Genomic DNA, 20,957 nt, shown 5'->3' with positions numbered 1-20,957 from the left:
CTGGACGGTTAAATGACCAGAGGAAGCGTTATTGCGGTCAATCCTGTGACTGCTCGTTGAGGGTGATCATTGCTGTACCGTGCGGCGGCTAAAATATCCTGTCACCCATTTCAGGCTTCCATCAGTCTGCCAGTTCGCCTATGCGGATCGCGAAATCGACAGACAGTGAACCCCGCAGCACCCCGCCCGGCTGTTCAGGCATCTCGCCCAGCTACTCAGCACCAGCCGGGTCTCATCGACGACAGGTTTGCTTTGCGCACACTAAATCACGCGATGGATGCGTCATCAGCAGCTTATTCCCTTAGACGCAGAGGCAGGATGACGCGATGTTGTGCCCTCATGTGAGGATAATGACACGCGTCACCCGCTCTCAGCCGTTGCCCTGACAGACGGTCAACGACAGTGGGTACCGATTTGATATTTTACTGGGCCCTCTTTGCTCTTTTGCAGCATGAAAAAAATGCACGCTGCATCAGCTCGCGGGCCGGGCCGTTATTCGGGCATGACGTGGGTATGGTAAATCTTACTGACCACGATCCAGCGACCGTTCACCTTCAGAAGATTGAAAAAGTCAGTGAAGCGAAAGCCTGAAATGTCATCAGTGTCGATGCGGGCACTGGCAGCGGTACCTACGATATCCACACGTACAATGGCCGCTTTAGCCTCCGGTGAAGGACGGAAGGCGGTGTCGATGGTGTCAAACAGTCCCTGAATCGGGCCTCCGCTGAGATTGCCGTCCCCGTCAACACCGAAAATAGTCGCTTTATCGCTGAAAGCGGGCTTCATCAGTTCACTCTTCGCCTGCTTACCGCCTTCGTTGTACTGATTAAGCACGTTCACGATGGCGTTATAGTCCTGCACGTAGGTTGTGTCGCTCATTTTTTGTCTCCGTTATCGTAAATCGGGTATCCGTTCAGATGCCCGCTACAGCCTGAAGATAAAGACGAAGAGAAAAGGTTCGTCATTACCCGCCTAATTACGTAGTACTCACTAAGTAATGCCACCATTGTATAGTGATCACTATGTAATCCGTCAAGACAATCATTGAACCCGCGCATGAAAATCGCGAATGCCACGCAATCCTGAAGAACGTGAAGAGAGACCGCGCAGCTTCGACCGTGTCGACAGGACACTATCAGGCGGCCCCCATTGCGCAAAACCTGAACGCACGAAATGTCACTCAAAAAAATAGACGACCGGTCAGTTTTTCACTAGAGTACCCGGACTATGAAAAAACACACGACAGACATACGCCAGCACATTATTGATGTAGCAAGGGCAATTATTACGCACAAAGGTTACAGCGCCGTCGGGATTGCTGAGATTGTGCAGGCCGCCGGCATCCCTAAAGGCTCGTTTTATTATTACTTTAAGTCTAAAGAAGAGTTTGCCGAAGCGCTGCTGGAGCACTATTTCAGCCACTATCTGAGTGAGGTAGACATTCAGCTAAATGGCAGCGGGCCAGCCCGTGAGCGCTTGCTGCGCTACTTCACTTTCTGGAAAACGACCCAGGGCGCAGACCTGCCTGAAAGTAAATGCCTCGTCGTCAAGCTGGGCGCAGAAGTCTGCGATCAGTACGACAGCATGCGATACGTGCTGGCAAAAGGGACACAGGATATCGTGCAGAAAATTGCTCAGTGTATCCGTGAGGGTCAGCAAGACCGCTCTCTTCCGGCGGTTGCGGATGCCGGGGAGCTTGCTGAAGAACTCTATCAACTCTGGCTGGGCGCCTCCCTGATGGCAAAAATTCATGATCCTGATAAGGCATTTGGCAAAGCGCTGAACGCCACTCTGCGGCTGCTCGGGTAGCCGTTTTTTTTATCTTATTACTAGACGACCGGTCAACTATTTTGGAGTGTTTATGACTGACAACAGTATCCGTACCGATTTATTTTCCCCTGTTACGATGGGGACGCTTCAGCTGGCTAACCGCATTGTGATGGCCCCGGTGACCCGCAGCCGTTACGGTGAGGACGGCGTGCCTGATGAACTGCATGCCACCTATTACGCACAGCGCGCCGGTGCGGGCCTGATTATTTCAGAAGCCACCAACATCTCAGCGCAGGGCCGCGGCTATGCGGCTACCCCGGGGATCTGGAGCGAAGAGCAGGTGACTGGCTGGAAAAAAGTCACTGACGCCGTCCACGCTGAGGGCGGAAAAATCGTCTGCCAGCTCTGGCACGTGGGCCGTTTTTCAAGCGTTGAGCTGCAGCCCAACGGAGAACGCCCGGTGGCACCTTCCGCAATCAAAGCCGAGGGACAGACCTATACCGTCAACGGTTTCGTGCCGGTTTCCACCCCGCGTGCGCTCGAAACAGAGGAAATCCCCGGCATCATTGCGCAGTACAAACGTGCGGCAGAAAACGCCCTGCGTGCCGGCTTTGATGGCGTGGAAGTGCACTCAGCAAACAGCTATCTGCTCGATCAGTTCCTGCGTGACTCCACCAATCACCGCACTGACGCCTATGGCGGCTCAATTGAAAACCGGGCCCGCCTCACGATTGAAGTGACAGAAGCCATCGTCGGCATCTGGGGCAATGACAGAGTGGGCATTCGCCTCTCGCCGGTGACCCCGGATGCCGGTAATACCCCGCCGGACAGCAACGTCATGGCGATGTACGGTTACCTCATTCAGCAACTGAACCGGTTTAACCTGGCGTACCTGCACTTTGTTGAGGGGGCGACGGCCACTTCCCGCGACGTGCCTGCCGGTGTGGATATGGATGCGCTAAGCGCGCAGTTCGACGGGCCGTTTATCGGCAACAACAACTATGACCTTGAGATGGCCATCAGCCGCCGGAACGCCGGGATTATTGATGCCGTTGCCTTTGGTCGCCTGTTTATCTCCAACCCGGACCTGGTGAAACGTCTGCGTTACGGTGCCGGACTGACGATTGCGCCGAAAGAGGCGTATTACGGCGGCGGGGCGAAAGGCTACACCGACTGGCCGGAAGGCCATTACTGATATATCACACGGGCGGGGTTCCCCCCGCCTCCTGTACCTGATAAAGAAGGACAATAAAATGAATCACCTGCAGGAAAAAACGGCTGTTATTACCGGCGCGTCATCGGGCATTGGCGCAGCAACCGCTCTGGAACTTGCACGGCACGGCGTGAATATCGTGGCGGCGGCGCTGGATCAGGACGGCCTCGACAGGTTAGTGAAGAGCATCAAAGCAGAAGGCGGTGAGGCAGTTGGCCTGGTGACCGACGTAACTCGTCTGGAAGACACACAAGCGCTGGCAAAATACACCACTGAGACCTTCGGTTCGGTCGATATCCTGATCAACAATGCCGGCCTGATGCTTTTCTCCAGCTGGAGCGATGTAGTGTGGGAAGACTGGAATAAAATGGTGGACGTCAACATTAAGGGTTATCTGAACGCCATTGCGGCCGTGCTTCCCGGAATGCTGGAGAAAAAAGACGGACAAATCCTGAATATGGCGTCCGTGGCGGGCCATCAGGTGGATGCAGGCGCGGGCGTTTACAGCGCGACCAAGTTTTTTGTGCATGCGATGACCGAGTCGATGCGCAAAGATTTAGGCGTGAATAAAGGTATTCGCGTGAACACCATCAGCCCGGGTGTCATTAATACGGGCTGGGCGGATAAGGTAAGCGATCCTGAAGGCCGCAAGATCGCTCAGGAACTGACTAAAATTGCTATCAGCCCGCAGGATGTGGCCAGTGCTGTGGTGTATGCGCTAAATCAGCCGCAAAACGTGACGGTCAATGACCTGATTATTTCACCCACCCGACAGAACTGGTAATAAAGCGATGGCAGTCTGAGAGGCTGCCATCGGGTTTTAACGATTTATCACCGGCTCGTTTGCAGAACAAACATAGCTCTTTCCTGCCCTGAAACGTCAGGGGATCAGCACTACCCTCTCCTCCCCCGTATCCTCATTCCAAATCTGACTGACATCTGAGAGTGCGCAGGTTGTTACCGGCGTATCAAAGCCCCCTTCCGGGATCGCAGCCAGCAGCTGACCTGCACCGGCTATCAGCTCATGAACGGAAAGACTGCCGATGCCGCTGCCCAAAATTTCAAGACCTGAGCTACGGAGCGACGCGGCAGAGACGCTAATGGTTTCCCCGGCAACAGAACCCAGCTGCACGAACCGCAGGCGTGGCTCTCCAAGCCGTGAACCGCGATCCGCCGTGGCCTGTCTGATAATCCGGCTTGCCGGCTCTCCCCAGAGATAATCCAGAACAACGTTAACCTGCCCTGAAAAAGCCTGCTTCAGCGCCTCGTCTGCAGAATCATCCAGCATGATTTTTTCAACATCCGGCGGCAACTGTGCCAGCTTCTCCCGGTTGCGTCCGGTGGCGATGATCCTGCCCGCACCAAGCCAGACTGCTATCTGCACGGCCAGTCCGCCTGCAGATCCGGTAGCACCATTGATGAGTACCGATTCACCGCGTATAAATTTTGCCCTCTGCGTCAGTGCGACCCAGGAGGAAAGCCCCGCCGTCACCACCGCAGCTGCCCGTGCATCACCGACACCCGCCGGTACCGGCACGGTTAAATCAGCCGACACCAGGACCTGCGCGGCCATTGAGCCAAACGGGGGTTTGGGAAACAGAAAGTAGACCCGTTTGCCGTCCGGACTCATCCCCACACCGTCAATACCCGGCACGAAATTTACGTCACGGGTGCCCGAATAGTGTCTCCCGGCGGCGAGGCTTTTCACAACAGGACTCAGCGGGGCGGCCAGCACGCGCAGCACCCTTTCACCTTCACCGGCTACCGGTTCAGGAAAGTCGCCATACGAGGGGGGAACATCAAAACGTGAAACAACGGCAGCACGCACAGGGACTCCTTAGGTGATCGATTTACGCTGAGGAAGCGTTTGACCCGTGTGGCGAAGGCCGCTGAGCTTAAAACCATCGCGTATGTTTAATCCGATCAAGGTCAGATTTACTGCGCCAGCGATGAGCTCAAGCGCCTGGACGCTGTAAAAGACGTCGTCTAACAGACCCGCTTTTGCACGCAGTGCCAAAAACAGGGCTGAAGGCACAAGAATCAACAGCCCGTTAATACCGATGAATGGCATCCGGCGGCGTTTGGAAACCAAAAGCGGATGGCGCCCCTTCCCTCCCATAGAAAACCCGGTTCCCGCAGTGATCCCCATCAGAGGTACGAACACCATCAGGGCGTAGGCGATGAGCTGTTTCACTTCTGTCACCGCAGCGGCCGACAGGAACAGTTCGGTGACCAGCGTCGAAGTCCAGAACGTGGCCAGAAAAAAGGCTGCAAGCACCGACGCAGTAGCATGGATCTGACGCTTCATCATTTGTGCTCCACCAGAGATTTTTCGTGAATGTCTGACAGTTTCTTCAGCACATGGAATGCCGTTTCCAACTCAGCCGTGCCGAATCCGGCCGCCATTTCTGTTGCCTGATGCTGCCAGCGTACATTAACGGTGTCATAAACCGACTGGCCTTGCGCCGTCAGGGCATAAAGAGGCGATCGTTTATGCATGGGATTAGCCTGCGTTTTCATCAGGCCGGACTCAACCAGCAGATTCAGCTGCTTCTGTGCCCCCTGACGGGTTACCCCCATCGTTAATGCAATGTGAGGCGCGGTGACGGGCCGTTGTGCCAGAACCACCGCACCAAGCATCCGCCAGCGGGTACTGGTCAGCCCCGCAGGCAGAACAAACCTGTCACCCCACTCCGTCAGGACGCCATTAAGCCGGAAAACATTGAGAATGACCTGAGTCAGTTGGTCAGCTTTAGTGTGTGCCATAGAACCCCCTTCCATGACAACAAGTTTTCATATCGGTAACTTGTTGTCAATATATTATATCCAGGATCCGCAGCAGAGAGGTGACATCGGCCCGTTGAACCCGCAGTGGCAACAGGACGTTAACCATACGGGTACGGTGCTGGTTACAGGAAAACTTACCGTTCAAGTGCAGCAAGAATGACGGCTTCCATTTTCTCTGGCGTGGTGAACGGTGCAAATCGCCTGAGTGGTTTGCCGTCACGTCCCATCAGAAACTTAGTGAAGTTCCACTTGATCCGTCCACCCAGCACGCCGGGCAATGCGTTCTTAAGATAACGAAACACCGGGTGCGCCGCGGCGCCGTTGACCTCTACTTTCTCAAACATCGGAAAGCTCACCCCATAGTTTATATGACAGGTCTGGGCGATTGCGTCGGTGCCGCCGGGTTCCTGCTTACCAAACTGGTTGCAGGGAAAACCTAGCACCACAAGCCCCTGGGCAGCGTACTTGTTGTAGAGCGCTTCCAGACCTGCGTATTGTGGTGTGAAACCACAATGGCTGGCGGTATTCACCACCAGAACCAGCTTGCCAGCATAGTCAGCCAGAGAGATAAGCTGACCATCCAGACTGGTGGCAGCAAATTGATGAAAGGTGATCATGTCGGGATCCTCAGAGCAGATTTACTAAGTTGAACGAATAGCCTGTCACCCATTTTCAGGCTTCCATCAGTCTGGAAGACAAGAATTCAATAAAGCGCTGAGTCCTGGCAGGCGTCAGTCGCGTTTCGGTGACGGCATAAATGCTGACGGCTGTCCCTTCCCACTCAGGAAGCACACGCATCAGTTGGCCGGAAGCCAGATCCTCCGCGACAATCTTCCCGGGAAGCAGTGCAATACCCTGATGTTTCAGGGCGAGATTACGGATCATCCCGACGCTGTTGAGCGTAAACCTGCCACGAACGTCCACCTCCACCTCTGCCCTGCTACTTCTTTGCTGCACTTTCCAGGTCGGAACCTTCGTCATGCAGAGGCATTCATGCGCGGCCAGATCCGCCGGTGTGGCAGGCGCGCCAGACGCTCTGATATAGCCGGGAGACGCATAAAGATAGCGCGAGTGCCGCCCGATCAGGCGAGCGATCAGCCCCGAGTCTGTCAGTTCGCCCATGCGGATCGCGACATCGTACGGTTCGGTCACCAGGTCGACACGGCGTGGAGTCAGGTCGAATTCAAACCTGATGCCGGGATACTGTGCGGCGAAATCAACGATGAGCGGTGTGAGATAAAGCGTGGCGAAATCGACAGGCAGCGAAACCCGCAGAACCCCGCCCGGCTGTTCAAGCATCTCGCCCAGCTGCTCATGCACCAGCCGGGCCTCGTCGACGATAGGTTTGCTTCGCGCATAGTAAAGCTGTCCCGCCTCGGTCAGTTCAAGCTTGCGCGTGGTGCGATGCAGGAGTCTCAAACCAATGGCCTTTTCCAATTCACTGATACGCCGTGACAGGGTGGAGTTAGGCATACCCACGGCTTCCGCTGCCTTACGAAAACTCCTGGCCCTCGCGACCTCCACAAACAGCGCCATGTCATTCAGCGGATCCATGTGATTGCTCCATAAATGGAATAGTGATTTCAAATAGAGAGTATTTATCCCTCAAGCGGAATGATGAATAGTAGATGGCGCTTTCAAGCCATGGAATCCCTAAATGAATTCAGGATTCATACCGGTGCATGGGGGAAGCCACACTCTAATCGGCCGACAAAGGATATTACATAATGGTTCAATCGCCTCAACGTGCGGCTGCTGCGGATACCATCGCCCCGCTGAGAAATAAAATTCTGGTCGTAGGTGCAACAGGCTTCCTCGGTGCAAAGGTGCTGCACCACCTCGCGGCTGAGAAAAGCGCGGCCGTCGTTGCCCTGTCGCGAAAAGGCCCCCCCGCAGGCGGGGATGCCAACATCGAATGGGTTCGCGGCGATATGATGGATCCGGCTTCGCTGGACCGGGCATTGCAGGATGTTGACGTCGTGGTCAGCTCGGCAAACAGTTACATGAAGGGCAGCCTTGATACCGATTTTCAGGGCAACAAAAACCTCATTGAGGCCGCGGCACGGGCAAAAGTCAGCAGACTGGTTTTTCTCAGCATCGTGAGCTGCGAAGCTGCATCCGCAGTGCCTCATTTCCACGCCAAGAAAGTGGCGGAAGATCTGATCAAACAGTCCGGTGTGCCATACGTGATTGTGCGAGCGCCCTCATTTCTCGACCAGAGCCCGGACTATATTGCCAGGGCCGTGAAAGCCGGGAAATTCCAGGGGGTTGGCGATAAGACCACAAGCTGGTCCTACGTGCTGACGGATGATCTTGCCTCCTGTCTGGCGAAGGCCGCGACCTGTCCGGGCAGCGACATCGTCAACCTGACGATCGATGTCGGCTGGCGTGATGGCCCGAAGAGCCAGCAGGAGCTGGCCGCTATCATCGCTGATGTTATTAACAAACCGCTGAAGATGCAGATCATTCCCTGGTGGACGCTTCGGATGGCCGCCCGGCCTGTCAGGCTGTTTTCCGAACTCGGGTATGACCTGATCCAGATGTTCCTGTTCTTCAGAACGGGGCGCTATGTCTCTGACATATCCAGGCAGGAGGCGTTCTTCGGAGCCGCTCCGACAGCGCGCGAGGCGATTACGCGATGGGCGCGTCAGCAGCAGCTTATTCCCTGAGTCGCAGAGGGCAGGCATTGCCGTGATGAGGCGATGTGGTCACAGGCTTTCACGGTCAACAGGCTCGGGGCCGCGAAAGGCCCGTCGCCACTCGCTGGGGCTGACGCTAAACTTCGCTTTAAAACTCTGGCGAAACGAGATGGGAGACTGAAAACCCGACAGCGCCGAGACACTTTCAATGCTCCTGTTCGTGGTTTCCAGTAATTCCTGGCTCCGTTGCAGGCGCTCCGCATTCAGCCATTCTCCCGGCGTCGTGCCGGTGGCGCGGGAAAAATGACGCGTCAGCGTGCGTCTGCTCATACTGACAAATCCGGCCAGAGAGTCGAGATCGTGCGGCTTATCCAGATTGCGGCGCAGGTACTCAATCAGTTCGTTGATTTTGCTGTCCCGCGTCGACACCGGCACCGGGCGCTCAATAAACTGCGCCTGTCCGCCTTCACGGTATGGGGGAACGACCATCCTCCTTGCCACCCGGTTAGCCACCGCCGAGCCGTAATGATCGCGAATGATATTCAGGCAGCAGTCAATACCGGCGGCGGTCCCGGCGGAAGTGATCAGGCGTTCATCGCTGGTATACAGCGAATTACTGTCCAGATGGACGGCAGGAAATCGTTCAGTAAAGTCCTTTTCGAATTCCCAGTGTGTTGCCGCACGATGACCATCAAGCAGACCGGCATAGGCCAGAACATAGGTCCCTAAACACAGACCGACCACCTCAGCGCCCCGTTGCCAGGCCTTTCTCAACGCCTCCAGCAATGCCTGCGAGGGCCTTTCGTCCGGGTTATTCCAGTAGGGAATAATAATAATGTCCGCCTGGTCAAGCAACGCCAGACCCTGTTCCACGTTGATGGACAGCCCGATATCAGACAGGACCACACCCGGTTTTTCAGCGCAGATCGCCACGCGAAACAGATCCGGCTGCGGCATGGACTGGCCAAAAATAATACAGGGGACGGAAAAGTGAAACGGACTGAATCCGGCCGTGGCCATCACGGCGACCGTCAGTGCAGACATAACGTTAACCTCACTGTAAATCATCACCACCGAAAGGCCGCTGACACACGCCGGCCCGGGGATAACGGAGGGGCAACCGGTCTGATCGGTTCCCCGCCGTCAGGGGATGCAGCTTATCAGAAAACCAGCGTCTCACCGTCAGCGGGGATCAGAACCTTATCCCCGATGCCGTGCTCCAGGGTGTATTCCCGCAGCTCGGCACGGGTCAACAGGCAGTGGTTAACCGATTCCATATGTGAAGCAATGAGCGTGGCCGTTGGCAGCATTTTCAGCGTGCGCAGCGTGTCCTCTTTGCCCATGATAATCGGGCCGTAAAGGTCGTTAACGGCATAGCCGATGTTTAACACCACAATCTCCGGCTGGAAACGCTGCAGGTTTTTTGCATAAGGCTTCACCCAGACGGTATCCCCGGCGATATAGAGCGTTTTTTCATGGTGGTGGGTGAACACCAGCCCACAGGCATCCCCCAGTAATTCCCCCATCCGCGCATCGGCGTAGAGCTCGTTACTGCCATGCTGACCGTCCGTTTTGTAGATAGTCAGCCCGTCAGCGAATGAATTTTCATCCTGCATAACGCGGATGTTAACGAAGCCCTGAGAACGGACCAGCGCCGCGTCGTGCTCGTCCTGGGTGTAGATCAGCATATCTTTGGGAACCGCCTGCTGTGCCGCTTCATCCCAGTGATCGGTATGCGTATGCGTCAGGATAACGGCATCCACCGCCAGTAATTCTTCGACGGGTACCGGCAGCGCCACCATCGGATTACGCAGGTGCGGGCGGGCATTACCGACAAACCCCTCCCAGGCTTCTTTTTCTGCCAGCATCGGGTCAATAAGAAATTTTTTACCGGCATACTCCAGCACCAGCGTGGCATTACGGATTTGTGTGAGTTTCATAACCTGTTCCCTTCATTCGTCAGATTTTTCGGCCCATCAGCCCTGTCAGTGGTGTCTGTACAGGGTAGCGGCCAGTGGTCCTACTATAGGATGAGACGGAGAAGCGACGTGACAGACTCACAGGTCATTAGTCGATGAAATCGGGTCAATCACCCTGCAGAAAATGGCGGTGACCACGCACAGGGACGAAGAAAGGGGCAGAGGGAGGATAATCAATAAAAAGGGCGGTGTTAGCGGGTAACACCGCCCTCCTGTTCAGATGGGGCGCGATCGCTGTGGATTACTGAATACGGCAACGAACAGCCAGTCCGGACAGGGCAAGGTCGCTTAACGCTTTCGAAGGTGCCGCACAGCCTGCCGCGATAATATGGACGTTCATCCCCTGCCCCTGCGGTGACAGCGCGGTATGCGTAACACAGTGCTGCGTCATCATACCGGTAAGATAAAGATCGGTGATGCCACTGTCGCGTAACAGCGACTCAAGGCGGGTCTGGTAAAAGCTGTCTGCCTCTTTCTTTACCACCACAGGCGCATCACCCAGCGCCGCCACAATCGACGGATGGATGTTCGCCCCTTCACTGTCTGGTTTGAAGAATGGCGCATCCGCAGTGGCGATATGCTGGATAGCCACGATCAGCCAGCCCTCGCCACGGGCTTTTTCAATCGCGCTCACCGCAGCCTGACAGGCGGTGTCAGCGCCCTCAAGCGGAAAAGCGCCGCCGGGGAAATAATCGTTTTGAATATCGATAACAATCAGGGCATTTTTCATTTTTCGGTTCCTGGTTTCGGGAAGAGTCACAGCGTGGCGTTAACATTACCCGTTCACTGACGCCGCAGAAAGGTGCCATGAAGCCAATAATCAATGGAAACGGGTCATTCTGCATTAACGGCAGACATCCCCGCCTGGCGTTCACACCGACTGACTTAACAACTGAGCCAGCCTGGCTTTCGTCTCCTCCGGGGGAAGCAGGGCAATATGCCTTCCCTGCGCATCCAGCGTGAAGAAGCCTTTGCATAATGCCGGCAGCGCCTGATACTGGGTATGCAGTTGCTCAGAGGCCCGTGTAAAGCAGGGGTAGCCATATTTTTCAACCAGATAAGGCAGCCCAAAGGGCGACCGTAACAGTTCATATTCCTGATAGGGATAACGTGCCTGCTGCGGAAGTTTCCTGATGACCTCTGTCAGCTTATCCATCAGCGGCGACACCTCCTCCTCCGTGGCATAATGGGCGAAGCCGCGCAGGGCGGCGAGGCGCATATCAACCATGCGCTCCTTTTTGAAAGCGGCCAGCAAAAATGTCTTCAGGTTCCGATCCGGCGGGGTTAAAGCGAAAGCGCATATAATCTGGTTGCGGCTGAACGCGTCTTTCGATGCCTGATAAAGCGCCTGCAGATACTGCACATCCTCATCGGTGAAGGCATCCAACCGCATGTTGATCATCGCCTGACGATAAACAGGATTATCCCGGTAACCTCTTTTGCCCGCCAGTTCTCTAATGGTTGCGATATTGGTCATGCCCTTCCCCGAAAGTTAATCTCTGTGTGCCGAAGTTCACCCTACCATTTATTGTTAACGAACTTAAACCGCCGGTGTATCAGCGCTGAAGGAAGAGCAGGATCTCCGTCAGTACCGTCTCCGGGCTTTCAAGCACGGCCAGGTGCGTTCTGGCCTGTTTCAGTCGTTTAACCTGAAAAAAATCATGCGTCTTCGCGAACCGCTGCTGCAAAGCCAGGTATTCGTCATTTCTGTCGAGAGAATAGAGATGCAGCGTCTGAGGGGGGTGAGGGAGCATATCGAGGCGCTGCAGCGGCGAGCCGTACTGACGATAGACACCGGTGATGGTCTGCCCTGCCAGTCGCCAGAGCTGATAGCTGGATTGGGCCATCTCGGTTTGCAGATGATGGATCATGGTCGGAGAGTCGCTGTTAGCCAGCCAGCATTGACACAGCTCATCGCGGGCGGCCTGCCAGCGATCTTCATGCTGCATCGCATCGATCGAGGTAAAAAACATCGGCTCGGGCGAATTCATAATCCAGTCCAGAAAGACCACCGCAGGGATACGTTCTGGCAAACGCTCTGCCAGATCAACGGCAACCCAGCTGGCATGGGCAACGGATACCGGTATCAGTTGCGTAAGGCCCAGATATTCAATCAGTGTCAGAGCATCTGATACTAATGCAGCGCCATCAAAATCCTCACCGTCTGTCGATGATTTTCCGTGACCCCGCCAGTCGAGAGTGACCACTCGATAGTAAGCAGCCGCCTGTCCTGCAAAAGCGTCGAAGACGGTTTTCGGCTGGCACCAGCCCGGCATAAGGAACAGCGTGACCTCGCCCGCCCCCCTGTCCTGATAGTCAATATCGCCCTGTGCCGTATGTAAAAGAGGCATGTCATCGTCCTGTTGATCAGAGAACCTCTACGTTATCCGATCGCATGGCAATAAAACAAGACTTTACTTGTAATATTATGAAAGCCCGGGTGCAGGCCTTCATCGACAACATTCCCCTTGTTTTACCCTGATTATCGCGTTTTATAGCGCGCCGCTGCTTCATCCTGTTTGATATCGGAGAGCAGGGCCTGTCTTGCACCGTCCAGCGTGTCCCAGCGGGCCGCGTTGTGCAGCGGGGGGATGGTCACCAGCTCACGGCGGTCAAAGCCCGCCAGCGCGGCATCCACCATTTCACCGACCTCCATCATGGCAGGCGCATTGCTGATATCAATCCCGGCGCGCGCCCAAATCTCAGTATAGGTTCCGGCAGGCAGTACGGCCTGCACATAAATCCCTTTCGGTGCCAGTTCCAGGCTCATCCCCTGGGACAGGAACAGAACAAACGCCTTGGTGGCCCCATATACTGACATCAAAAACTCCGGGGCCAGGCCAACCACGGAACTGATGTTAACGATGGCGCCCTCACCTGCCTGCAGAAAACGCGGCGTCACTGCGGCGGACAGTCGCGTCAGCGCAGTGATATTCAGAGCAATAAGCGAGTCAACAGACGCCGCCGTCTGTTCGCTGAATGCACCTGACTGGGCAACGCCGGCGTTATTGATCAACGTCCCTATCCGCGCGTCGTCACGCAGGCGGGCTTCAACGCTGGCCAGGTCATCCGCCCGGGTCAGATCCGCCGGCAGTACGTCAACCGATACGCCGGTTTCCTGGCGCAGGCGCGCGGCAAGCTGTTCCAGCTTAGCCTGATCGCGGGCCACCAGCACAAGGTCATGGCCACGGCGGGCAAAGCGTTCTGCGTAAACCGCACCGATACCCGTGGATGCGCCGGTAATAAGAACTGAGGACTGTGTCATGGTTTTATTCTCTGGTTAAAGGAGGAAACAAGGCCGCTCCCGGTCAGGGGAGAACGGCGAAACAGGATCGGGGCTTAACGGCCACCGTCGTTCAGGGCGGGATAGTCGGTATAACCTTCAGCCCCTCCGCCGTACAGGGTTGCCGGGTTAAGCGCTGCCAGCGGCGCGCCGGACTTCAGCCTGGCCACCAGATCCGGGTTAGCAATAAACGGACGTCCGAAGGCGAACAGGTCGGCCTTGCCTTCTGCCAGGTGAGCAGCAGCCAGCGCCAGGTCATAGCCGTTGTTACTAATAAAGGTCCGGGTAAAACGCTGGCGAAGTGCGGCGTAATCAAAGGGAGCGTTATCGCGTGGCCCACCCGTCGCGCCCTCCACCACGTGCAGGTAAACGATACCGAGGGCATCAAGCTTTTCGGCGAGATAGTTGTACTGCGGCTGCGGATCGCTGCAGGAAATCGCATTCGCCGGAGAAACGGGTGAAATCCTCACGCCGGTACGTCCGGCACCGATCTCCTGACTCACGGCGGCGGCGACCTCTAACAGCAGGCGGGCCCGGGTTTCCACTGAACCGCCATACTCATCCGTACGCTGATTGGCCCCGTCTTTAAGGAACTGCTCCAGCAGGTAGCCATTGGCCCCGTGGATCTCCACGCCATCAAACCCGGCGGCCATGGCGCTGGCAGACGCGGTGCGGAAATCTTCCACGATCTGCTGAATCTCGTCCTGTTCCAGCGCGCGGGGTTCAGACACGTCATAGAAGCCGTTGTTAACAAAGGTTTTGGTTTCCGCTCGCAGGGCTGAAGGCGCGACGGGTGCCGCGCCCCCTGGTTGTAAGTCAACGTGCGAGATGCGCCCCACGTGCCAGAGCTGCACGAAGATATGCCCGCCCGCGGCATGAACCGCGTCAGTGACCTTACGCCACCCGGCAATCTGCGCTGGCGTGTAGATACCGGGGGTATCCTGGTAGCCCTGCGCCTGGGCCGAAATCTGCGTGGCTTCGGTGATCAGCAGCCCTGCCGTGGCCCGCTGGGCGTAATACGTCGCGGCCAGCTCAGAAGGTACCAGGCCCTTACCGGCGCGGTTACGGGTTAAGGGTGCCATCACAATATGGTTCGTCAGCGTGACAGGCCCAAGAGGATAAGGCTGAAAAATCGGTTGGTGGCTCATGATGCTCTCCGGGACAAAGGGTGAGTGAGGGTCTGAACGCAATGATGATGATCATCATCTAAAATGTCAAACTTTTTGATTACGACCATCATCAATGTATAATGGCAGGATGCTTTTTTGAGAAAGGATGTGAAACGATGAAGGTGTCGAAAGACCAGGTTCGCGAAAACCGGCGACGCATAGTTGAAACCGCCTCTGAACTGTTCCGGGAGCGGGGCTTCGATGGCGTGGGCGTGGCAGAGCTGATGTCGGCAGCAGGACTGACCCACGGCGGTTTTTACAAACACTTTGGGTCAAAAGCCGATCTGATGGCGGAAGCCATGCGCTGCGGCTTCTCACGTTCCGCGGAAAGCGTGGCGGGATCAGACCGGGAAACTTTCGTTAAATACTACCTGTCACGGCAACATCGCGACGGGATGGGGAAAGGCTGTGTCATGTCGGCCCTCAGTAGCGATACGGCCCGCCAGTCCGCACCCATTAAGGCCAGCTTTGCCGCCGGACTTGAACATCAGCTGGCGCAGTTAACCGGTGAAAATGGGGCGGAAAACGCCACGCGTGCCGGGACAATCGCCACCCTTGCCCAACTGGTCGGGGCCATGGTGCTGTCCCGCGCCTGCCCGGATGATTCCCCGCTGGCCGATGAGATCCTGGCCGTGTGTCAGGCCCGCCTGCTGGCTCAGGAACCAGAGTGAGCGGGGGGCGCTCAGTCAAAGGTCACTTCTGCCGTCCCCTCACCCAGCCCCGCTTCCAGCCCGTCGGGTGCCACGATCTTCCCCAGCGGGGTATAGCGGTAGTCTGAGGAGAAGGTCTGGTAAAAGACGACGAGGGTCTGCGTACCGTAAAGCATAATATCCCCGGCGTGGATCGTCCCGGCCCGCGCCTCGCGGGTTGGCAGCGCCTGTGCCAGTTCGGCGAATTTTTCATTCCTGTTCAGATCGTCCATTTTCAGCGTCACCGGCAGCGTCTGCGCAAAGGCCCGTGCCGCCGGTGTGTCGCTCAGTTCAATGCGGTAAACCTGTTGATTAACCTTCATATTCACTTTCATGGTGGTTCCTTTTTCCGCGTAAGGCGTGGCGCTGGCCGGCACGCCAGTCGCACTGGCTGCCAGCAGGTAACCGATTAACAGTCCCCAATATGTCATGTCCCCCCCGGTGAGGCAGACCGCATCCGGGAGGATGCGGCCAACCCGATTATTTCAGATGATCGTTAAAGAACGCGGTCAGTTTAGCGAAGGGGATCAGATCCGTGCGGTCGTATAAATCCACATGACCTGCGCCCGGAACGATATACAGCTCTTTCGGCTGGCCGGCGCGTTGCCAGGCATCTTCGCTGAACTCTTTCGAATGGGCGCGATCGCCAGTGATAAACAGCATCGGACGGGGCGAGATCGTCTCAATATCATTAAACGGATAGAAATTCATAAATTTGCCGACGCTGCTTAACATCGGTTTTGTCGTCAGCGCCTCCTGCTGTCCCTCCGGCGTGAAGCCCCCGCGTGCCGTGCGGTAGAAATCGAAGAACTCGCGCTGGATGGCAGGCGTCGCCTCATCAAGCTTATTCACCGTGCCGGGAATATAGACCGTCTCTCCGCCTGTAAACTCGGCAAAGCGCTGTTCTGTGGCCGAGGCAATCACGGCCTGACGCTGTGCTGCAGTTTGAGAATGCTTCAGACCCTGACGGAATACCGAGCCCATATCGTACATGCTGACCGTGGCGATCGCCTTCATACGCGGATCAATTTTTGCCGCGCTGATGACAAAGCTGCCGCTGCCGCAAATCCCCAGCACACCTATGTTATCCGGATCAACAAAGGTCCGGGTGCTCAGGTAGTCCACGGCGGCGCTGAAATCATCGGAATAGATTTCCGGTGAAATAAGGTGGCCCGGTTTACCGTCGCTCTCGCCCCAGAATGAGAGGTCAATCGCCAGGGTGACAAACCCCTGCTCCGCCAGCTTTTGTGCGTACAGACTGGCGCTTTGCTCTTTCACCGCCCCCATCGGATGCCCGACTACAATCGCCGGACGTCTGTCATTCTGCCCCTGTCCTCTTGGGACAAACAGGTTACCGACCACATTCATCTGATACTGATTTTTAAACGTCACTTTCTGCCGGGTGACCTTATCACTGGTGTAAAAGTTATCCGCCCCGTGGGACAGATCGGCGGCCGTTGCCACTGCCGAGCTGAGGATCATGCCCAGCGCCAAAAAAAATCGCTTCATCGTGTGTACCTTCAGGTAAGGAATGTTTTGCCTGTCAGTCCCCTGCCAGACGATGACAGACCAGCCGGGGCCGGACGCTATTCCACGGAATAACATCATTAAAACAGGCGTTGAGGGTGAGAAGAGAAGGTATCCTTCGCGCGAGGTCATCTCTTGCTGAAAATTTTACACGACGGGTGTAGGGTAACTAGCTAATGAATACTTAATGGGCTTATCACCCCTGCTTATTAATTAAAGGCTCCGGTGGATGAAACGCAACCTTAATGACCTCCTCTACTTCACCGCCGTAGCGCGTGAAGGCAGCTTCACCCGGGCAGCGGCAAAGCTGGGTGTTACTCAGCCGGCACTCAGTCAGGCGATCTCCGCACTGGAAGCGCGGATGCAAATCCGTCTGCTCACACGTACCACCCGCAGCGTCTCGCCCACCGCCGCCGGTGAGCGCCTGCTGCAGGCCGTCGGGCACCGCCTTGATGAAATTGAGTCTGAACTGGATATGCTCACCGAGCTGCGCGATAAGCCGGCGGGTACGGTGCGCATTACCTGCGGGCCTGATGTGTTGCGCACGACGCTGCTTCCCAGACTGACGCCACTGCTGCATGAATACCCGGATATTCATATCGAGTTTGATGCTAACCACGGCTTCCGCGATATCGTCGCCGACCGGTTTGATGCCGGCGTTCGCCTTGGTAATACCATTGATAAAGATATGATCGCCCTGCCGATTGGCCCGGAACTACGTATGGCGGCCGTGGCCTCACCGGATTATTTTGCCCGTTATCCGATACCGCAAACCCCGCATGATCTCACGCAGCACCAGTGTATTAACCAGCGCATGGTCAAATCGGGGGGACTTTATGTCTGGGATTTCGATCAGGAGGACGGCGATTTGAACGTGCGCGTGCGCGGTCAGCTCACCTTCAACACCTCTGAGCATATTATTGATGCGGCGCTGGCAGGCCTGGGCATTGCTTTCTTACCGGAGGAAGAGTTTGGTGCGCATATTGCAGAGGGTCGCCTGATACGTATTTTACAGCCCTGGTGTCAGCCCTTTCCCGGTTATTACCTCTATTACCCCAGCCGTAAGCAGCCTTCTCCGGCCTTTTCGCTGGTGCTCGATGCCTTAAGGGGACAACGTTAACGCCTGCCGTATCGAAAGGCAAAAGCGCAAAGGTTAAAAACTGAAACCGGTCATCGCACGATGGCCGGGTGGCGTAGCCAAACGATACGCTGAAATCTTTTTACCCAGGGCCAGCATCCTGATATCAGGCACCTGACAAACTGTTTTCGTCTTACTGTGTCATCATGCTGTAATACGTATCAACCGGTAACAATGGCACTGACTCTCAGACTCCTTTTTCACTGGCTAACGTATTATTACGTAACGTCGTATTATCGTTTTAATACGTTTTCCTCAGGGTGCATTTTTTACGAAAAAATAAAATATTACCGCCCTTCACAGTCACTTACATTAAGCCATTTTGATATTTCACTGCGCTTCTCTTAAATGGAATCAACGGTTTTACAGTCAGCCACCGGGCTTACTTTATCGATACCTGTCAGAGGACGGAAAATGCCACATCAAAAACTCACACTGGCGTTGAGCACCCTTTTATTGTCCTGTGTAATGACAGCGACAGCGACTCCAGCACGGCCAACCCTCTCTGTGACCTCGCAACCATCGGGCTGCGACAGCCTTCAGGGCCAGAATGGGGAAAATGGGCAGAATGGGCAGAATGGGCAGAATGGCCAAGATGGCTCAGCCATCAACGGCTGTTTGCAAGGGGGTAACGGGGGTAATGGCGGCAATGGCGGAGACGGGGGTAATGGCGGGAACGGAGGTAATGGCGGGAACGGAGGTAATGGCGGGAACGGAGGTAATGGCGGGAACGGAGGTAATGGCGGGAACGGAGGTAATGGCGGGAACGGAGGTAATGGCGGGAACGGGGGTAATGGCGGCGCATCTGATAACGCCGCGGGCGGAGCCGGCGGAGAAGGTGGAAATGCCGGTTCCCCCGGAGGGCGGCAGGGATTGCCAGGGTCCAGCGGAGCATCCGGTAGACTATGATGTTCATCATAATACCGCGGGGAGAGGGGCTCCCTGAACCGGCATTCAGCCCTCACGACGTGCAGAGGTGGCTATCCCCGGCCGTCGCCAGTCCCCTACTCACTCTCTGTGGGCATTAAACGTTTACGCGTCCGGGTTGACGGCGTGCACACCGCTCTGGCAATCGCTTCGCCAATCTCTGCACTGGCGGTAATCCCCTGTACAAAGGGGCGATCGTGCATCAACCAGGGCAACGCGGCAAACGCAATACGGCCACGGGCACTCTCTGGCGAGAGCAGCGTGTAATCGTCACCCACCTCGGGGATTTCATCACCACAGGACTCAAGCTGGACGCGCAGCCTGGGAAACGGCAGATCCTTAGTCTTCATGGATTTTTGCCCCCGGGCATCAATAAACACGTCGAACGTGACCGTTTCTCCTGCGGTCAGGATCGCAGTTTTATCCCCGGTCGCACTGAGCTGATAGTCTTCCCCCAGCGCGCGAATGCTGATGATCCCGCGCTCACGCAGCGCCAGCAGCCGGCGGACCGACTCCGAAGGAATAGCGGCGTAGTTATCGATAAACACTCGTGCCAGACCCTGGCTGAATCGACTGGCATCCTGTTCATCAAGATGCGGCACAATCTCCTCCACCGCTTCATGCAGACGTAAGAGGGCATAGCGCCAGGCGACAGTGCGTCTGTCGCGCTTGTTGCGCTCAACCTCCTCCAGATTGGCCTGCGCCCACTGGAAAGGATGATGCTGATGCCGCACGGCAAACCAGGCGTCAGCAAAGCTGTCCGCGTCCAGTGACCGCAGGGCGATCGCCTGGCTCCAGTCCGGATCGGCGGCTTCAATCTCTGCCACCATCAGCCCGAAAATGCGATCGAGCAGCCCTGTCGATCCGGCCGCCACCGCCTGTTTAATCGCGTCGGGCGTGACAACCGTCAGAGGTTCATACGGAATGGGGCAGTAAAAGTCGGCTTCCGGCAGGATGCCCGACCGGGACATCAGCACCATTTTTAGCGCCTCACTCCCCTTATTCAACGTGAAGGTGGTCTTGCCCCCCTCCGGTTCAGCAAAGTCTCCGTGCTGAACCGCCACCGCCATCGCCGCGTCAATACCGCTTAACGACGCACCCATGATGCCGATGTGGCAGGCGGGAATGGCCGCATCCATCAGACCTGACCACGGGCTGGGGAAGAAGGTGCGCGTCGCCTCACTGTTATCCGGCCAGACGTGGCCGGTGGCCACCACGGCCAGGTCAAACTGTTCCGGGCTGGCTTGCTCCCCGACCCAGATCTGCACGCCTTCAGGTATCGCCTGCAGATCGGTGACCGGACAGCGTTCCAGCACCTTCACCTCAAAGCCCTGCTCGCTGGCAGCGGCCACAATGGCCAGAAATTGCGCACGGAAGTACTCACCGAGCAAAATACGCGGCAGAAACTGTCTGACATGCAGCGTATCGGGATTAACACCGTAGCGGGTCAGCGCGCTGTCGCTCTGCGTACGTAACCAGTCAAGGTAAGTCATAAACAACGGGGGGATTTCAATACTGGCGATATTGGCCAGCATCATTCGCGAGTTCTCTTCATCGCTGTAAGGCATCCCCACCCCGGCCTCATCCGCCTGCTCGTACACCGTAACAGACAGGGGAACAGCCTGTTTCAACAGCGAAAATAACGTATAAATCCCCGTGGGTCCGGCGCCGATTATTGCGACCTTTTTCATTAATACCGCTACCTCGTCAGGGTTGTCTTATCCATTTCATCAACGTGATGATGCATTAGCCTCACCCCGCCGCGTTCCGGAAGGGTGACGTGGCGGAAAAGTCCGCCCATGCTCTTCAACAAGTTTACTCAAGAATGGCAGATTC

The 20,957-nt window shown here is 56.2% G+C and carries 23 protein-coding genes; 7 read left to right on the top strand and 16 right to left on the bottom strand.

Annotated features, from left to right (window positions below):
• Positions 1–492: 492 nt before the first annotated feature.
• Positions 493–879: a nuclear transport factor 2 family protein gene (locus K6L24_RS08800; RefSeq protein ID WP_062742595.1), complete on the bottom strand. Its 387-nt coding sequence runs from the start codon at positions 877–879 to the stop codon at positions 493–495.
• Between the two features lie 348 nt (positions 880–1,227).
• Between K6L24_RS08800 and K6L24_RS08795 the strand changes: the two genes are divergently transcribed.
• Genes K6L24_RS08795 through K6L24_RS08785 form a run of 3 tightly spaced genes read left to right on the top strand, consistent with a single transcriptional unit; the run spans position 1,228 to position 3,767 of the window.
• Positions 1,228–1,809: a TetR/AcrR family transcriptional regulator gene (locus K6L24_RS08795; RefSeq protein WP_062742596.1), complete on the top strand. Its 582-nt coding sequence runs from the start codon at positions 1,228–1,230 to the stop codon at positions 1,807–1,809.
• Positions 1,810–1,861: 52 nt separating this feature from the next.
• Positions 1,862–2,965 carry an alkene reductase gene (locus tag K6L24_RS08790; protein ID WP_062742597.1) on the top strand — a complete coding sequence of 368 codons (1,104 nt, stop codon included), beginning with the start codon at positions 1,862–1,864 and terminating at the stop codon, positions 2,963–2,965.
• Positions 2,966–3,023: 58 nt separating this feature from the next.
• The gene (locus K6L24_RS08785) at positions 3,024–3,767 is read left to right on the top strand and encodes an SDR family oxidoreductase (protein ID WP_062742598.1); all 744 of its coding nucleotides are present in this window, start codon (positions 3,024–3,026) and stop codon (positions 3,765–3,767) included.
• A 96-nt stretch (positions 3,768–3,863) separates the two neighbouring features.
• Here K6L24_RS08785 and K6L24_RS08780 read toward each other — a convergent pair whose 3' ends face one another.
• The 5 genes from K6L24_RS08780 to K6L24_RS08760 form a co-directional block, all read right to left on the bottom strand.
• Positions 3,864–4,811 carry a quinone oxidoreductase family protein gene (locus K6L24_RS08780; protein WP_222682201.1) on the bottom strand — a complete coding sequence of 316 codons (948 nt, stop codon included), beginning with the start codon at positions 4,809–4,811 and terminating at the stop codon, positions 3,864–3,866.
• Positions 4,812–4,820: 9 nt separating this feature from the next.
• Positions 4,821–5,294, bottom strand: coding sequence for a hypothetical protein (locus K6L24_RS08775; RefSeq protein ID WP_222682200.1), 474 nt, complete (start codon positions 5,292–5,294; stop codon positions 4,821–4,823).
• Positions 5,291–5,749: a MarR family winged helix-turn-helix transcriptional regulator gene (locus K6L24_RS08770; protein ID WP_062742600.1), complete on the bottom strand. Its 459-nt coding sequence runs from the start codon at positions 5,747–5,749 to the stop codon at positions 5,291–5,293. The genes K6L24_RS08775 and K6L24_RS08770 overlap by 4 nt, the downstream gene beginning before the upstream one ends.
• Positions 5,750–5,904: 155 nt before the next feature.
• Positions 5,905–6,387, bottom strand: coding sequence for a glutathione peroxidase (locus K6L24_RS08765; protein WP_222682199.1), 483 nt, complete (start codon positions 6,385–6,387; stop codon positions 5,905–5,907).
• A gap of 55 nt (positions 6,388–6,442) precedes the next feature.
• On the bottom strand, positions 6,443–7,324 hold the full coding sequence (locus K6L24_RS08760) for a LysR family transcriptional regulator (RefSeq protein WP_062742602.1): 882 nt from the start codon (positions 7,322–7,324) through the stop codon (positions 6,443–6,445).
• A gap of 173 nt (positions 7,325–7,497) precedes the next feature.
• Here K6L24_RS08760 and K6L24_RS08755 point away from each other — a divergent pair, with 173 nt between their 5' ends.
• On the top strand, positions 7,498–8,439 hold the full coding sequence (locus K6L24_RS08755; protein ID WP_062742603.1) for an SDR family oxidoreductase: 942 nt from the start codon (positions 7,498–7,500) through the stop codon (positions 8,437–8,439).
• Positions 8,440–8,478: 39 nt separating this feature from the next.
• Here K6L24_RS08755 and K6L24_RS08750 read toward each other — a convergent pair whose 3' ends face one another.
• The 7 genes from K6L24_RS08750 to K6L24_RS08720 all read right to left on the bottom strand — a co-directional run bounded on the left by K6L24_RS08750 (position 8,479) and on the right by K6L24_RS08720 (position 14,819).
• A complete protein-coding gene (locus K6L24_RS08750; RefSeq protein ID WP_137269273.1) occupies positions 8,479–9,453 on the bottom strand; it encodes a GlxA family transcriptional regulator in 975 nt (324 codons plus the stop codon).
• 116 nt (positions 9,454–9,569) lie between these two features.
• Positions 9,570–10,349: an MBL fold metallo-hydrolase gene (locus tag K6L24_RS08745; RefSeq protein ID WP_222682198.1), complete on the bottom strand. Its 780-nt coding sequence runs from the start codon at positions 10,347–10,349 to the stop codon at positions 9,570–9,572.
• 280 nt (positions 10,350–10,629) lie between these two features.
• The gene (locus K6L24_RS08740; RefSeq protein WP_062742605.1) at positions 10,630–11,118 is read right to left on the bottom strand and encodes an isochorismatase family protein; all 489 of its coding nucleotides are present in this window, start codon (positions 11,116–11,118) and stop codon (positions 10,630–10,632) included.
• Positions 11,119–11,259: 141 nt separating this feature from the next.
• Positions 11,260–11,865, bottom strand: a complete 606-nt coding sequence (locus K6L24_RS08735) for a hypothetical protein (RefSeq protein WP_062742606.1) — start codon at positions 11,863–11,865, stop codon at positions 11,260–11,262.
• Between the two features lie 79 nt (positions 11,866–11,944).
• Positions 11,945–12,739, bottom strand: coding sequence for an alpha/beta fold hydrolase (locus tag K6L24_RS08730; RefSeq protein ID WP_062742607.1), 795 nt, complete (start codon positions 12,737–12,739; stop codon positions 11,945–11,947).
• 131 nt (positions 12,740–12,870) lie between these two features.
• The gene (locus K6L24_RS08725) at positions 12,871–13,653 is read right to left on the bottom strand and encodes an SDR family NAD(P)-dependent oxidoreductase (protein WP_222682197.1); all 783 of its coding nucleotides are present in this window, start codon (positions 13,651–13,653) and stop codon (positions 12,871–12,873) included.
• Between the two features lie 74 nt (positions 13,654–13,727).
• Positions 13,728–14,819 carry an alkene reductase gene (locus K6L24_RS08720; protein WP_222682196.1) on the bottom strand — a complete coding sequence of 364 codons (1,092 nt, stop codon included), beginning with the start codon at positions 14,817–14,819 and terminating at the stop codon, positions 13,728–13,730.
• A 137-nt stretch (positions 14,820–14,956) separates the two neighbouring features.
• Between K6L24_RS08720 and K6L24_RS08715 the strand changes: the two genes are divergently transcribed.
• A complete protein-coding gene (locus K6L24_RS08715) occupies positions 14,957–15,511 on the top strand; it encodes a TetR/AcrR family transcriptional regulator (protein WP_062742610.1) in 555 nt (184 codons plus the stop codon).
• A gap of 11 nt (positions 15,512–15,522) precedes the next feature.
• On the opposite strand, the gene K6L24_RS08710 is transcribed toward K6L24_RS08715, so the two are convergent.
• The gene (locus tag K6L24_RS08710; RefSeq protein WP_240343585.1) at positions 15,523–15,960 is read right to left on the bottom strand and encodes a cyclophilin-like fold protein; all 438 of its coding nucleotides are present in this window, start codon (positions 15,958–15,960) and stop codon (positions 15,523–15,525) included.
• Positions 15,961–16,009: 49 nt separating this feature from the next.
• On the bottom strand, positions 16,010–17,038 hold the full coding sequence (locus K6L24_RS08705; protein ID WP_187510183.1) for an alpha/beta hydrolase: 1,029 nt from the start codon (positions 17,036–17,038) through the stop codon (positions 16,010–16,012).
• A 247-nt stretch (positions 17,039–17,285) separates the two neighbouring features.
• On the opposite strand from K6L24_RS08705, the gene K6L24_RS08700 reads away from it, so the two are divergent.
• Both K6L24_RS08700 and K6L24_RS08695 read left to right on the top strand, forming a co-directional pair.
• Positions 17,286–18,176, top strand: a complete 891-nt coding sequence (locus K6L24_RS08700) for a LysR family transcriptional regulator (RefSeq protein ID WP_118663873.1) — start codon at positions 17,286–17,288, stop codon at positions 18,174–18,176.
• 604 nt (positions 18,177–18,780) lie between these two features.
• Entirely contained in the window at positions 18,781–19,140 is a 360-nt protein-coding gene (locus K6L24_RS08695; RefSeq protein ID WP_222682195.1) for a hypothetical protein, read from the top strand.
• A gap of 58 nt (positions 19,141–19,198) precedes the next feature.
• Here the strand turns inward: K6L24_RS08695 and K6L24_RS08690 are convergent, their stop codons facing one another.
• Positions 19,199–20,812, bottom strand: coding sequence for an FAD-NAD(P)-binding protein (locus K6L24_RS08690; RefSeq protein ID WP_222682194.1), 1,614 nt, complete (start codon positions 20,810–20,812; stop codon positions 19,199–19,201).
• Positions 20,813–20,957 lie beyond the last annotated feature (145 nt).

The organism is Erwinia persicina, from assembly GCF_019844095.1.
In the GTDB taxonomy this organism is placed as follows: Bacteria; Pseudomonadota; Gammaproteobacteria; order Enterobacterales; family Enterobacteriaceae; genus Erwinia; species Erwinia persicina.
Note: the sequence above shows the minus strand (reverse complement) of the source record. Positions and strands in the feature narration are given on the sequence as shown.